Annotated in this window: 11 protein-coding genes; 7 read left to right on the top strand and 4 right to left on the bottom strand. The window is 71.5% G+C overall.

Annotated features, from left to right (window positions below; all coding sequences use genetic code 11):
* Positions 1-70: 70 nt before the first annotated feature.
* From ACFWJX_RS02610 to ACFWJX_RS02600, 3 genes are all read right to left on the bottom strand, one after another.
* Positions 71-748 carry a GntR family transcriptional regulator gene (locus tag ACFWJX_RS02610; RefSeq protein ID WP_383235668.1) on the bottom strand — a complete coding sequence of 226 codons (678 nt, stop codon included), beginning with the start codon at positions 746-748 and terminating at the stop codon, positions 71-73.
* A gap of 150 nt (positions 749-898) precedes the next feature.
* On the bottom strand, positions 899-1,846 hold the full coding sequence (locus tag ACFWJX_RS02605; protein WP_383235666.1) for a beta-ketoacyl-ACP synthase III: 948 nt from the start codon (positions 1,844-1,846) through the stop codon (positions 899-901).
* Between the two features lie 288 nt (positions 1,847-2,134).
* Complete coding sequence (locus ACFWJX_RS02600; RefSeq protein ID WP_383235663.1) at positions 2,135-3,529, bottom strand: OFA family MFS transporter; 1,395 nt, start codon at positions 3,527-3,529, stop codon at positions 2,135-2,137.
* A 218-nt stretch (positions 3,530-3,747) separates the two neighbouring features.
* On the opposite strand from ACFWJX_RS02600, the gene ACFWJX_RS02595 reads away from it, so the two are divergent.
* From ACFWJX_RS02595 to fdhD, 5 genes are read left to right on the top strand one after another with little or no spacing between them, the layout of a single operon-like run.
* The gene (locus tag ACFWJX_RS02595) at positions 3,748-4,719 is read left to right on the top strand and encodes a 2-dehydropantoate 2-reductase (protein ID WP_383235660.1); all 972 of its coding nucleotides are present in this window, start codon (positions 3,748-3,750) and stop codon (positions 4,717-4,719) included.
* Positions 4,716-6,665, top strand: coding sequence for a molybdopterin oxidoreductase family protein (locus ACFWJX_RS02590; RefSeq protein WP_383235657.1), 1,950 nt, complete (start codon positions 4,716-4,718; stop codon positions 6,663-6,665). Before ACFWJX_RS02595 ends, ACFWJX_RS02590 begins: the two co-directional genes overlap by 4 nt.
* Before the next feature lie 4 nt (positions 6,666-6,669).
* On the top strand, positions 6,670-8,493 hold the full coding sequence (locus ACFWJX_RS02585) for an NADH-ubiquinone oxidoreductase-F iron-sulfur binding region domain-containing protein (RefSeq protein WP_383235654.1): 1,824 nt from the start codon (positions 6,670-6,672) through the stop codon (positions 8,491-8,493).
* On the top strand, positions 8,490-9,350 hold the full coding sequence (locus ACFWJX_RS02580; RefSeq protein ID WP_383235651.1) for a 2Fe-2S iron-sulfur cluster-binding protein: 861 nt from the start codon (positions 8,490-8,492) through the stop codon (positions 9,348-9,350). Before ACFWJX_RS02585 ends, ACFWJX_RS02580 begins: the two co-directional genes overlap by 4 nt.
* A 4-nt stretch (positions 9,351-9,354) precedes the next feature.
* Complete coding sequence (gene fdhD, locus ACFWJX_RS02575; protein WP_383235648.1) at positions 9,355-10,203, top strand: formate dehydrogenase accessory sulfurtransferase FdhD; 849 nt, start codon at positions 9,355-9,357, stop codon at positions 10,201-10,203.
* Between the two features lie 72 nt (positions 10,204-10,275).
* On the opposite strand, the gene ACFWJX_RS02570 is transcribed toward fdhD, so the two are convergent.
* Positions 10,276-11,292: a bile acid:sodium symporter family protein gene (locus ACFWJX_RS02570; protein WP_383235645.1), complete on the bottom strand. Its 1,017-nt coding sequence runs from the start codon at positions 11,290-11,292 to the stop codon at positions 10,276-10,278.
* Positions 11,293-11,443: 151 nt separating this feature from the next.
* On the opposite strand from ACFWJX_RS02570, the gene ACFWJX_RS02565 reads away from it, so the two are divergent.
* Positions 11,444-12,358 (top strand): LysR substrate-binding domain-containing protein, encoded by a 915-nt coding sequence (locus ACFWJX_RS02565; protein WP_383235642.1) that lies wholly within the window; start codon positions 11,444-11,446, stop codon positions 12,356-12,358.
* A gap of 336 nt (positions 12,359-12,694) precedes the next feature.
* Positions 12,695-14,521, top strand: a complete 1,827-nt coding sequence (locus tag ACFWJX_RS02560) for an AMP-dependent synthetase/ligase (RefSeq protein ID WP_383235639.1) — start codon at positions 12,695-12,697, stop codon at positions 14,519-14,521.
* The last annotated feature ends 27 nt before the right edge of the window (positions 14,522-14,548 follow it).

The raw sequence follows: 14,548 nt of genomic DNA, 5'->3' as shown, positions 1-14,548 counted from the left end.
GGCACGAGTGGGCGGCGACGGGGCGGCGGCAGGGGCGACGACAGCGGTGCCGTGACGGTTCGGCGCCGCGCTACGCCCCCTGGCGGGCGTGGTACGAGCGGCGCGTGTGTTCGGTGTGTTCGCGCATGAGCTGGGTGGCGCGCTGCTCGTCGCCTTCCGCGATCGCGGTGATCAGGTCCCGGTGTTCGATCCAGGACTGGTGACCGCGCTGCCGGGCGATGGGCGTGTAGTACCAGCGCACGCGCCGGTCGACCTGGCCCGCCAGCTCGGCGAGGACCGTGTTGCCTGCCAGCTCCATGATCTTCGCGTGGAACATGGCGTTGAGGAGAACGGCCCGGTCCACGTCGTCGGAGGCCACCGCCAGCATGCCCTGCGCCTGGAGATCCTGCAGAGCGTCGAGGCCCGCCTTGTCGGCGTTCGCGGCGGCGAGCCGGGCCGCCTCGGCCTCCAACAGCGTACGGACCGTGAGGAGTTGGTCGGCCTCCTCCTCGGTCGGCTCGTGCACGAACGCGCCCTGGGCGGGCCGCAGATCGACCCAGCCCTCGGTGTTCAGCCGCTGCAACGCCTCACGCACCGGCTGCCGCGAGACGCCGAGATGACCGGCGAGTTCGCTCTCGACGAGATGCTGGCCGGGCTGGAGAGCGCGGGTGGTGATGAGTTCCAGCAGCGCCTCGTAGACGCGCTCGCGCAGCGGGCCGGGGCGTTCGAGCCTGGGCACCGCACCCTGCGGCAGTCCTGTCGACAACATCGGTCGGTCCCCCTCCTGGGCAGCGCCGGGCGCCGGCAGCCGGAAAGCCAGTATCGATTGTCTTTCGTCTACAGTCTACGGCTCACTGTAGCCAGAGCCGGGCGCAGTCGACCGCGTCACACCTGTCGCCCGGATCCGTGACACCGCCCGTCACGGGCAGCGTACGACCTGCCCGGCGTACGACAGGTTGCCGCCGAAACCGAACAGCAGGACCGGATCGCCGCTGGTGATCGCGCCCTGTTCCACCAGCTTGGAGAAGGCGAGCGGGATGCTCGCCGCGGAGGTGTTGCCCGATTCGGTGACATCGCGCGCGACCACGGCGTTGACGGCGCCGATCTTCGCGGCGAGGGGCTCGATGATGCGCAGGTTCGCCTGGTGCAGGACGACGGCGGCGAGGTCCTCGGGGGCGAGGCCGGCCCGCTCGCAGGCCTCCCGCGCGAGCGGCGGCAGCCGGGTGGTCGCCCACCGGTAGACGCTCTGCCCCTCCTGCGCGAACCGGGCCGGCTGCCCCTCGATGCGCACCGCATGGCCCATCTCGGGCACCGACCCCCACAGCACGGGCCCGATCCCGGGCTCGGTGCCGACGGGGCAGGCCTCGACCACGGCGGCGCCCGCTCCGTCGCCGACCAGGACGCAGGTGGTGCGGTCGGTCCAGTCGGCCACCTCGGACATCTTGTCGGCACCGATGACCAGGGCACGGGTCGCGGCGCCCGCGCGGACCGTGTGGTCGGCGGTGGCGAGCGCGTGGGTGAACCCGGCGCACACCACGTTGACGTCCATCGCGGCCGGCCCCGGGATGCCGAGGCGGGCGGCGACCCGGGCGGCCATGTTGGGCGAGCGGTTCACGGCGGTGGAGGTGGCGACGAGGACCAGGTCGATGTCCTGGGGAGTGAGACCGGCCGCCGCGAGCGCCTTGGCGGCGGCGTGCGCGGCCAGCTCGTCCACCGGCTCGTCGGGCCCGGCGATGTGGCGCGTGCGGATACCCACCCGGCTCCTGATCCACTCGTCACTGGTGTCGACCAGTTCCGCCAGGTCCTCGTTGGTGAGTACCTTGGCGGGCTGGTAGTGACCGACGGCGGCGATGCGCGAGCCGTTCATCTGGGGGGTCCCCCTCGTTGCCTTGGGTAGCGGGATCCTCCAGTCTGATCAGTGACCCACGGGTAGGCGGGCACGTGAAGCGACAGGAAACCCGCGCCGGGGTTGTCGGCTTCCCGCTATCCCTCTCACGCCCGGACATCCGTCCGCCGTGGCCACCGGGCCACGGCGGACGGACGCCCCGCAAGCTATCCGGTGAACAACTGCGTGGCCTTCCGTACGAGTTCGTACAGCCCGTAGGCGAGCGGTGCGCCCACCCAGAGCCAGGCGAAGGCGATCAGCGGTCGCCGGTCAGGCGGATTCGGGCTGCTGGGGCTCGGCGCCTGCGACGTCGGTTGCGGAACCGGTTGTGGAACCGGTTGCGGTGTCGGCTGCGGCATCGGCGGCCTCCCTCGGGGCGGGGACGTGGTGGTGGCGGGGGTGGACGGGGCGGACGAGTTCGTTGGCGACGAAGCCGACGACGAGCAGCCCGATCATGATGACCAGGGACGCGGTGTAGAGGGACGAGCCGTGTTTGCCGGCCTCCTCCTGCCGGTCGGCGATCCAGTTGACGATCAGCGGGCCGAGGACGCCGGCCGTCGACCAGGCGGTGAGCAGCCGCCCGTGGATCGCGCCGACCTGGTAGGTGCCGAACAGGTCCTTCAGGTAGGCGGGGATCGTGGCGAAGCCGCCGCCGTAGAAGGAGAGGATCACCAGCGCGGACAGGATGAACACGGGCTTGGAGGAGTCGCCGACCAGGGCGATCAGCGCGTACATGAGGGCGCCGACGCCCAGGTAGACGCGGTAGATGTTCTTGCGTCCGATGAGGTCGGAGGTCGACGACCAGCCGATGCGGCCGGCCATGTTGGCGGCCGACAGCAGGGCGACGAAGCCCGCGGCGGCGGTGACGGACACGGGGGTCGAGGTGTCGGCGAAGAAGTCCGTGATCATCGGGGCGGCCTTCTCCAGGATGCCGATGCCGGCGGTCACGTTCATGCAGAGCACCACCCACAGGCACCAGAACTGCGGGGTGCGCACGGCGGTGCGGGCGGAGACCTGCACGCCCGCCGCGGCACCGGGACCGCCCACCGCGGCCGGCTCGACGGGACGCGGCACGCGCACCAGGAGGACGCCGAGGGTCATGAATACGGCATACGACAACCCGTGGACGAGGAACGCCAGCGCGATCCCGGAGTGGTCGGAACCGAACGACTCCAGCATCTGTGCCGACCAGGGCGAGGCGATGAGCGCGCCGCCGCCGAACCCCATGATGGCGATGCCGGTGGCCATGCCGGGCCGATCCGGGAACCACTTGATCAGCGTGGACACGGGCGAGATGTATCCGATGCCGAGGCCGATGCCGCCGACGAAGCCGTAGCCGAGGACGATCAGCCAGTACTGCTCGGTGGCGGCGCCGAGCGCGGAGATGAGGAAGCCGGACGAGAAGCAGATCAGGGCGACGGTCATCGCCCAACGCGGCCCGTTGCGCTCCACGAGGGTGCCGCCGAACGCGGCGGACAGACCGAGCATGACGATCGCCAGCTGGAAGGGGAGCGCGCTCTGCGTGCCGCTGAGGCCGAGCGCGGATTCGAGCGGCGGTTTGAAGACGGACCAGGCGTAGGCCTGCCCGATGGAGAGGTGGACGGACAGGGCGGCGGGCGGGACGAGCCAGCGGCTCCAGCCCAGGGGTGCGACCGGGGGACTCATGATCCCGGACGGTAGGCAGCCGCGGGGGAGTTGGAAAGTCGGCGCATCCCGCGTATGCGGTGAGCGGTATGCAGGATGCGGCGAACGGTAGGCACGCGCGCGAACCCTTGCTGGACCCTCCTCCATACTGTAGACAATATTCCGTCGACAGAATTCGGCCTGGTTGCGACCGGCCTCCCCACCTCCGCGGTATCCCTCAAACCGAACGGAGTGCTCCTGTGAAAGTCGCAGTTCTCGGCGCCGGTGCGATCGGCGCCTATGTCGGTGCCGCGCTCCACCGCGCCGGCGCCGATGTGCACCTCGTCGCCCGTGGACCGCACCTGGCGGCCATGAGGCGGGACGGGGTGCGGGTGCTCAGTCCGCGCGGCGACTTCACCGCCCGCGCGCACGCCACCGACGACCCGGCCGAGATCGGCCCGGTCGACTACGTCTTCCTCGGCCTCAAGGCCCACTCGTACGCGGCGTGCGGGCCGCTGATCGGGCCACTGCTGCACGACACCACGGCGGTCGTCGCCGCCCAGAACGGCATCCCCTGGTGGTACTTCCACCGGCACGGCGGCCCCCACGACGGTCACCGCCTGGAGAGCGTGGACCCCGGCGGCACGGTCAGCGCGGTGCTCGCGCCCGAACGGGCCGTCGGCTGTGTGGTGTACGCGGCCACCGAACTCGAAGGGCCGGGCGTCGTACGGCACTTGGAAGGCACCCGGTTCTCGGTCGGCGAACCCGACCGCAGCGTGTCCGCGCGCTGTACGGCCCTCGGCGAGGCCATGCGGGCGGGCGGGCTGAAGTGCCCGGTCGAGGCCGACCTGCGCAACGACATCTGGCTCAAGCTGCTCGGCAACATCTCCTTCAACCCGATCAGCGCGCTGGCCCGCGCCACCATGCGGCAGATGTGCCTGCACGGCGGCACCCGACAGGTCATCGAGACGATGATGCGCGAGACGCTCACCGTCGCCGAGGCCCTCGGCTGCGAGGTGGGCGTCTCCATCGAGCGCCGCCTCGCGGGCGCCGAGCGGGTCGGCGACCACCGCACCTCCACGCTCCAGGATCTGGAGCGTGGCAAGCCACTGGAACTCGACGTCCTCCTCGCGGCGGTCGTCGAACTGGCGGAGATCACCGGCGTCGAGGTGCCCACCCTGCGCACCGTGCACGCCATCTCGGACCTGCTCGCGCTGAGGAGCGCCGCATGAGGAAACGCGACCGGACCCCGAAGACCTACACACGGCTCACCCACCCGCTCGTCCGCGACGCCCTGGACGAGCCGTTCCGCCAGGCGAGTTGGGACGAGGCACTGGACCGGACGGCGCGGGGCCTGGCGGCCGCACGCGGCGCGTTCGGCATGTTCTCCTGCGCCCGCGCCACCAACGAGATGAACTACGTGGCACAGAAGTTCGCCCGGGTCGTCATGGGCACCAACAACGTCGACTCCTGCAACCGCACCTGTCACGCCCCGAGCGTGGCCGGTCTGTCGGCGGCGTTCGGCTCCGGTGGCGGGACGTCGTCGTACGAGGAGATCGAGCACACGGACGTCATCGTGATGTGGGGGTCCAACGCCCGGTTCGCGCATCCGATCTTCTTCCAGCATGTGCTGAAGGGGATCCACAACGGCGGTCGACTGTATGCGGTCGACCCGCGACGGACGTCGACCGCCGAGTGGGCGGAGAGCTGGCTCGGCCTCGACGTCGGCACGGACATCCCCATGGCCCACGCCCTCGGCCGCGAGATCATCCACGCCGGCCTCGCCAACCACGCCTTCATCGAGCGGGCGACCAGCGGCTTCGAGGAGTACCGGGCACTGGTCGAGCCGTGGACGCTGTCGCTGGCCGAGAAGGTGACCCGGGTACCGGCCGCCGCCATCCGGGAGCTGGCCCACGCCTACGCCCGCGCCGAGCGCGCGCAGCTCTGCTGGACCCTCGGCATCACCGAGCACCACAACGGCACCGACAACGTGCGCGCACTGATCAACCTCTCCCTGCTCACCGGTCACGTCGGCCGGTACGGTTCCGGGCTCCAGCCCCTGCGCGGGCAGAACAACGTGCAGGGCGGCGGCGACATGGGCGCCATCCCCAACCGGCTGCCCGGCTTCCAGGACATCCTCGACCCGGACACCCGGCTGAAGTTCGAGTCGGCCTGGGACACCGTCATCCAGCCGCACCACGGGATGAACCTGACGGAGATGTTCGAGGCGATGGAGGAGGGCGGGCTGAAGGCCGTCTACTGCATCGGCGAGAACCCGGCGCAGTCGGAGGCCGACAGCGAGCAGGCGGTACGGCGGCTGACGTCGCTGGATTTCCTCGTCGTACAGGACATCTTCCTCACGAAGACGGCCGAGCTGGCGCATGTCGTGCTGCCCGCGACGGCCGGCTGGGCGGAGACCGAGGGCACGACCACCAACAGCGAACGACGGGTTCAGCGCGTGCGGCGCGCCGTGACGCCGCCCGGCGAGGCCCGCGAGGACATCGACATCCTCTGCGACCTGGCGTCCCGACTCGGCCACGACTGGAAGTACCCCGACGCCGAGTCGGTGTGGAACGAGCTGCGCTCGGTGTCGCCGGACCACTACGGGATGACGTACGAGCGGCTGGCGGAGCACCAGGGCATCCAGTGGCCATGCCCGAGCACCGAGCGGATCGAATCCACCTATCTGCACGGGCGGTTGTGGGAGAAGGAGCCGGGACTGCGGGGCCCTCGGGCGCCGTTCGGGATCGTGCAGCACGATCCGCCGGTCGACCTCACGGATGAGGAGTACCCGATCCGGCTGACCACCGGCAGGCGCCTCGACTCCTACAACACCGGGGTGCAGAGCGGTGGTTACGCCTCCCCGCTACGGCGCGGCGAGTTCGTCGAGCTGTGCCCGGAGGACGCCGAGCACCTCGGGGTGGTGGTCGGCGAGGAGGTACGGGTGTCGTCCCGGCGCGGGTCGGTGACGGCGCCGGTGTGGATCGACACCGCGCTGCGGCCCGGCCTGGCGTTCATGACGATGCACTTTCCCGACGAGGTGGACACCAACCAGCTGACGATCGAGGCCAACTGCCCGATCGCGGGGACGGCGGAGTTCAAGGCCTCGGCGATCCGGATCGAGAAGCTCCCGGCCCCGGCCTCCGTCCCGGCCTACGTCCCGACCTACGTGAGGTGACGGTGTGGACCTGCACTTCGGCGACAGCAAACCGACCGACGAGGAACGGGCGGCCGTCGACGCCCTGTTGGGCCCCCCGCGGTCCTCCTGGGAGGGCGCCGACCGCAGCGATGCCGACCTCAGGTGGGCGCGCGGCGGACGCGAGGCGCGGGACCGGCGCGACCTGCTGCTGCCGGGGCTGCACGCGGTCAACGACCGGGTCGGCTGGATCAGCGAGGGTGCCCTCGACTACCTGTGCCGCCGGCTGACCGTGCCGCCTGCGGAGGCGTACGGGGTCGCCACCTTCTACGCGATGTTCTCCGTCAGGCCCCGCCCCGCGACCGTCCTGCACGTCTGCACGGACCTGGCGTGCACGGCCGCCGGCGCGCAGGACCTGGCCGCCGGGATCGAGGCGGGGCTGGGCCCCGGCAGCGGCGTCCACGTCGAGCGCGGCCCCTGTCTCGGCCTGTGCGAACGCGCCCCGGCCGCGCTCGCGGTCAGAGCGGGCGACCCGGTGCGTACGGCGGTGGCGGCGCCGGCGACCGTGCGCGAGGCCGTGCTCGCCGCGAGCGCGCCGGACTCGGCGGCGGCGGAGCCGCCCGCGGTGTCGGCGGTCCCGCAGGCGGGAGAGGACGGGCTGGTCCTGCTGCGCCGGGTGGGTGTGGTGGACCCCTCCTCGCTCGACGACTACCGGGCCCACGGCGGTTACACGGCACTGCGCGAGGCCTTCGCCCTCGGCCCGGCCGGTGTGATCCGGGAGGTCACCGACTCCGGGCTGGTCGGGCGGGGCGGTGCCGCCTTCCCCACCGGCCGCAAGTGGCAGGCGACGGCGTCCCAGCCCGACCGTCCGCACTACCTGGTGTGCAACGCGGACGAGTCGGAACCCGGCACGTTCAAGGACCGGGTGCTGATGGAGGGCGATCCGTACGCGCTCGTCGAGGCGATGACGATCGCGGCGTACGCGGTCGGCGCGCACCGGGGCTATCTGTATCTGCGCGGCGAGTATCCGCGGGCGATATCCCGTATGCACCATGCCGTCGACCAGGCACGCGCCCGTGGGCTGCTCGGCGACGACATCCTCGGTCAGGGCTACTCCTTCGACATCGAGATCCGGCGCGGCGCGGGCGCCTACATCTGCGGTGAGGAGACCGCCCTGTTCAACTCGATCGAGGGCTACCGGGGCGAGCCGCGCTCGAAGCCGCCGTTCCCGGTGGAGAAGGGCCTGTTCGGGAAGCCGACGGTCGAGAACAACGTGGAGACGCTGGTCAACGTCCTGCCGATCCTGACGATGGGCGCCCCGGCGTACGCGGTGATCGGCACCGCGAGGTCCACCGGCCCCAAGCTGTTCTGCGTGTCGGGCGCGGTCGAGCGGCCCGGCGTGTACGAGCTGCCGTTCGGCGCGACGCTGGGCGAACTGCTCGGGTCGGCGGGCGTCCGAAACCGGTTGCGCGCGGTTCTGCTCGGCGGGGCGGCCGGCGGCTTCGTACGCCCCGACGAGCTGGACCTCCCGCTCGCCTTCGAGGGCACGCGCGAGGCGGGCACCACCCTCGGTTCGGGGGTCGTGATGGCCTTCGACGACACCGTCCCGCTCCCCCGGCTCCTCCTGCGGATCGCCGAGTTCTTCCGCGACGAGTCCTGTGGGCAGTGTGTGCCGTGCCGGGTCGGGACGGTCCGTCAGGAGGAGGCGCTGTACCGGATCGCGGAGCGCACGGGGGCGGCGGCCGCCGAGGACATCGCCCTGCTCAGAGAGGTCGGCCGCGCGATGCGGGACGCCTCGATCTGCGGTCTGGGGCAGACCGCGTGGAACGCCGTGGAGTCAGCGATCGACCGTCTGGGGGCGTACGAATGACCGTGACACCGCTGGGGATCCCCCGCCGTCTGCTGGAGTTCACCATCGACGGGGAACCGGTGCGCGCGCCGGAGGGCTCGACGATCCTGGACGCCTGCCGCGCCGCCGGGAAGGACGTGCCGACGCTGTGCCAGGGCGACACGCTCACCCCGAAGAACGCCTGCCGCCTCTGCGTCGTGGAGGTCGAGGGCTCGCGCACGCTCGTCCCGGCCTGCTCCCGCAGGGCCGAGCCGGGCATGGAGGTCCGCACCGACACCGAACGCGCCCGGCACAGCCGCAAGATCGTCCTCGAACTCCTCGCGTCCTCGGTCGATCTGTCCACGACACCGACGGTCGCGGAGTGGATCAAGGAGTACGAGGCGAAACCGGACCGCTTCGGCCCCGACGCGGCCCGCGTGAACGAGGAGCCCAGGATCGACAACGACCTCTACGTCCGCGACTACGACAAGTGCATCCTCTGCTACAAGTGCGTCGACGCCTGCGGTGACCAGTGGCAGAACACCTTCGCGATCTCCGTCGTGGGCCGTGGCTTCGACGCCCGGATCGCCGTCGAGCACGACGCGCCGCTGACCGACTCGGCCTGCGTGTACTGCGGGAACTGCATCGAGGTGTGTCCGACGGGCGCGCTGTCGTTCCGGTCGGAGTTCGACCGGCGGGCGGCGGGTACCTGGGACGAGTCGGCGCAGACCCGGACGACGACCGTGTGCGCGTACTGCGGTGTGGGCTGCAACCTGACCCTGCACGTGCAGGACAATGAGATCGTCAAGGTCACCTCGCCGCACGACAACCCGGTGACCCACGGCAATCTCTGCATCAAGGGCCGTTTCGGCTACCAGCACGTACAGAACCGGGGCTGACGACATGGGACGAGTCACCGAACGACGCAAGGTGCTCCGCATCCGGGACGGGGCGGTGTCCAGCCGTCCGGACACGCTGGTCGCGGAGGAGCCGCTGGAGATCCGGCTCAACGGCAAGCCCCTCGCCATCACCATGCGCACGCCCGGTGACGACTTCGCGCTCGCCGCCGGATTCCTGGTCAGCGAGGGCGTACTGGCCGAGGGATCCGATCTGCAGAACATCGTCTACTGCGCCGGGGCGACGGCGGACGGTTCGAACACCTACAACGTCGTCGACGTGCGCACGGCACCCGGCGTCACCGTCCCGGACATCACGCTCGAGCGGAACGTCTACACGACCTCCTCCTGCGGGCTGTGCGGCAAGGCCAGCCTCGACGCGGTCCGTACGACGACCCGCTGGCCCATCGCCGACACTCCCCCGCTCCGCATCGCGCCCGAACTCCTCGCGGTCCTTCCCGACCGGCTGCGCGAGTCCCAGCGCGTCTTCGACCGCACCGGCGGTCTGCACGCGGCGGCCCTGTTCTCCGAGGACGGCGAGCTGCTGGACGTCCGCGAGGACGTCGGCCGGCACAACGCGGTCGACAAACTGGTCGGCCGTGCCCTGCAGAACGGCGGCCTGCCGCTGTCCCGGGCGATCCTGCTGGTGTCGGGCCGGGCCTCGTTCGAGCTGGCGCAGAAGGCCGTGATGGCGGGCATCCCGGTGCTCGCGGCGGTGTCGGCGCCGTCCTCGCTGGCGGTGGACCTGGCGGCGGAGACGGGACTGACGCTGGTGGGTTTCCTGCGGGGCGCTTCCATGAACGTGTACGCGGGTGAGGACCGTATCGCCCTGCGGACCGCGGCCGCGCGGGGCTGACGCGGCTGCCCGCGGCACGGCGGCGGGGCTCCGACCGGCGGGGAGCGCCCCCTGCGTCGTAGGGGCCCCGCCTCAGACCCTGGCCGCCTCCGTCTCCGCCTTGGCCCCGGTCTCCGGCCCCGCCTCCGGGTCGTGCGACCGGCGCTTGGCGATGACCGCGCACACCATCAGCTGCATCTGGTGGAACAGCATCAGGGGCAGTACGGCGAGGGAGGCGTGCGCGCCGAACAGGACGCTGGCCATGGGCAGTCCCGAGGCCAGTGACTTCTTGGAGCCGGCGAACTGGATCGCGATGCGGTCCGCCCGGTCGAACCTGAGCGCCTTGGCGCCGTACCAGGTCAGCGCGAGCATCACGGCGAGCAGGACGGCCTCGACGGCCAGCAGACCGGCCAGCCGGGCCGGGCTGACCTGGTGCCAGATGCCCTGGACCATGCCCTCGCTGAACGCGGTGTAGACGACGAGGAGGATCGAGCCGCGGTCGACGTGGCCGAGGACCTTCTTGTGGCGGGCGACGAATCCGCCGATCCAGCGGCGCAGCAGCTGCCCCGCCATGAACGGCACGAGCAGTTGCAGCACGATCTCGACGACGGAGTCCGCGGAGAAGCCGCCGCTGCCGCCGAGCAGGGCGGCCGCGAGCAGCGGCGTGACGACGATGCCGGCCAGCGAGGAGAAGGAGCCGGCGCAGATCGCGGCGGGCACGTTGCCGCGGGCGATCGAGGTGAAGGCGATCGAGGACTGGATGGTCGACGGGACCAGGGTCAGGAACAGCAGTCCCTGGTGGAGCGGGTCGGTGAGGATCACCGGGACGAGGCCGCGGGTGGCCATGCCCAGCAGCGGGAAGATCACGAAGGTGCAGGCGAGGACGGTGACGTGCAGGCGCCAGTGCCTGAGCCCGTCCATCGCCTCCCGGGTGGACAGGCGGGCCCCGTACAGGAAGAACAGGAAGGCGATCGCGGCCGTGGAGGCGCCGGAGGCCACGTCGGCGGCGCCGCCGCGGGCCGGCAGGAGCGCCGCGAGACCGACCGTCCCGAGCAGCAGCAGGATGTAGGGGTCGATCGGCATCCAGCTCGGCCAGCGCAGGCGTTTCAACGGTGCTCCACTTGCTCGTTCTTGCTCGTTCGTCCATGTGCCGTGGGGCCGGAGGGCCCCCGTCCATCGTCCTCCTCGGCCTCGTGATCGGGAATCCGGTATACCGCTCTCACTGTCATCGCGCCGCGTGATAGCCGGTACGGTGGCCGGTGTGTACGAGCCGTCCCAGCTGCGCACCTTCCTTGCGGTCGCCCAGACCCTGAGCTTCACGCAGGCCGCCCGGCGGCTCGGGCTGCGCCAGTCGACCGTCAGCCAGCACGTACGCCGGCTGGAGGACGCCACCGGGCGGACGCTGTTCACCCGTGACACGCACTCGGTGGAGCTGACCGAGGACGGCGAGGCGATGCTCGGATTCGCGCGCCGGATCCTGGAGGTGCACGAGCAGGCGACGGCGTTCTTCACGGGTACCCGGCTGCGCGGCCGGCTGCGCTTCGGCGCCTCCGAGGACTTCGTGCTGACGCGGCTGCCGGAGATCCTGGAGGGCTTCCGGCACGACCACCCCGAGGTCGACCTGGAACTGACCGTGGAGCTGTCCGGCACGCTGCACGAGCAGCTCGCGGCCGGGAAGCTGGACCTGGTGCTGGCCAAGCGGCGCCCCGCGGACCCGCGCGGCGAGCTGGTCCGGCACGACGAGCTGGTGTGGATCGGCGCGGACCGGCTGCGGCTGCACGCCGACCGGCCGGTGCCGCTGATCGTCTTCCCGCCGCCGGGGATCACCCGCGCCCTCGCCCTGGAGGCGCTGGAGCGGCAGGGGCGGGCATGGCGGATCGTGTGCACGAGCGGCAGCCTGAACGGGCTCATCGCGGCGGCCCGCGCGGGCCTGGGCGTGATGGCGCACTCGCGCGGCCTGATCCCGCCGGGCCTGGTGCGCGTCCCGGAACGGGCGGGCCTGCCCGAGCTGGGCCGGGTCGAGTTCGTCCTGGTGCACGGGCGGCGGCGTACGGCGGCGCAGGGGGCGGCGGACGCGCTGGCGGCGGCGATCCTGGCGGGCGGCGACCGGCTGCACCGGGGCGGCTCGCGCCCGGCGGACACGGACCGGACGAGCGGCCCCGGCCGGCAGCCCTGACCATCGACCCCGGCCGGGGTGGGGAGCGCGGCGGGGACGACGGCGTAACGGAATCGATTGCTCCGGCGCTGGACCGAGGGAGGGCACCGACGCGCCGCCGACTTTTCGCGCCGGGGTCGGGCAGCGTAAGCGGGTCGGGCAGATTCGGTGGAGATTACGGCACCGAAACTTACTCTTCGGTCAGTTTTCTGTCCGACCCTTCCGCATGTGAGCCCATTTTCCCGCACCGACCGGCGCGGACGAGAGCATCGCTCGCTTTCCGGACCCCTCCCGCCCCGCGCGGGGGTGGGGTAGCTTTCACGGCGCTGTGCGGCCATGAGAAGCGGGGTGCGGGGTTTGCGCGAGTTCACCAACCCTCCGTTGGCGTCGGCACCGCCGGTGGGCGGTCTGGCCGACGTCGTGTTCCAGCACGCCCAGGACGACCCGCGCCACATCGCGCTGGGCCGCAAGGACGAGCGGGGCGAGTGGCGGGACGTGACCTCCGCCGAGTTCCGCGACGAGGTCCTCGCCCTCGCCAAGGGCCTCCTCGCCCAGGGCATCCGGTTCGGCGACCGCGTCGCGATCATGTCCCGCACCCGCTACGAGTGGACCCTCTTCGACTTCGCCCTGTGGACCATCGGCGCTCAGGTCGTCCCCGTGTACTCCACGTCCTCGGCCGAGCAGTGCCTCTGGATGCTGTACGACTCCGAGGCCACCGCCGCGATCGTCGAGCACGAGGACCACGCGATGACGATCGCCACCGTCATCGACCGCCTCCCCCGGCTGCACCGGCTGTGGCAGCTGGACGCGGGGTGTGTGCAGGAGCTGTACGACGCCGGCGCCCACATCGAGGACGAGGTGGTGCACCGGCACCGGGAGGCCGTCACCCCGGACTCGACCGCGACGATCATCTACACGTCCGGTACGACGGGCCGCCCCAAGGGCTGTGTCATCTCGCACGGCAACTTCATGTTCGAGGCGGACACCGTCATCGAGCGCTGGGAGCCGGTGTTCCACTCCAAGAAGGGCGACGAGGCGGCGACCCTGCTGTTCCTGCCGCTCGCGCACGTCTTCGGCCGGATGGTGCAGATCGCCGCGATCCGCGGCCGGGTCCGCTTCGGCCACCAGCCCCAGCTGCACGCCGCCGCCCTGCTCCCCGACCTGGCCGCGTTCCGGCCGACCTTCTTCCTCGCGGTGCCGTACATCTTCGAGAAGGTCTTCAACGCGGCGCGCCGCAAGGCCGAGCGGGAGGGCAGGGCCGGGCCGTTCGAGAAGGCCGTCGAGGTGGCCGTCAACTACGCGGAGGCCGTGGAAGCGAAGGCGTGGGGCACCGGACCGGGCCCCACGGCGGGTCTGCGCATGCAGCACCAGCTGTTCGACAAGCTCGTCTACTCCAAGGTGCGCGCGGCCATGGGCGGCCGCGTCCGGCACGCCATGTCCGGCGGCTCGGCGATGGACCGCAGGCTCGGCCTGTTCTTCGCCGGCGCGGGCGTGCAGATCTACGAGGGCTACGGCCTGACCGAGACCACCGCGGCCGCCACCGCCAACCCGCCCGGACGCACCCGCTACGGCACCGTCGGCCAGGCCATCCCCGGCCTGACCGTGCACATCGCGGACGACGGCGAGATCTGGCTGCGCGGCGACAACGTCTTCCAGGGGTACCTCAACAACCCCAAGGCCACCGACGAGACCCTGCACGAGGGCTGGCTCGCCACCGGCGACCTCGGCTCCCTCGACGAGGACGGCTACCTCACCATCACCGGCCGCAAGAAGGAGATCCTCGTCACCTCGAGCGGCAAGAGCGTTTCACCCGCGCTGCTGGAGGAACGCGTCCGGGACCACCCACTGGTGCACCAGTGCATCCTCGTCGGCAACGACCGGCCGTTCGTCGCCGCCCTGGTCACCCTCGACCAGGAAGCCGTCGAACACTGGCTCCAGATGCGCAGGAAGCCACAGCTGCCGCCCGCCGAACTGGTAGGCGACCCGGACCTGGAGGCCGAGGTGCGCCGGGCCGTCGTGGCGGCGAACACGCTCGTCTCGCAGGCCGAGTCGATCCGCACCTTCCGCATCCTCGCCCAGCCGTTCACCGAGGAGCACGGCCTGCTCACCCCGTCCCTGAAACTGAAGCGCAAGGCCATCGAGAACACGTACGCCGACGAGGTCGACGCGCTGTACCGGAAGTGAGTCCCGGACCCGGCATACCGGGCCGCG

This window comes from Streptomyces sp. NPDC058335 (assembly GCF_042723915.1).
GTDB lineage: Bacteria > Actinomycetota > Actinomycetes > Streptomycetales > Streptomycetaceae > Streptomyces.
This window is presented reverse-complemented; position numbering and strand designations above follow the sequence as displayed.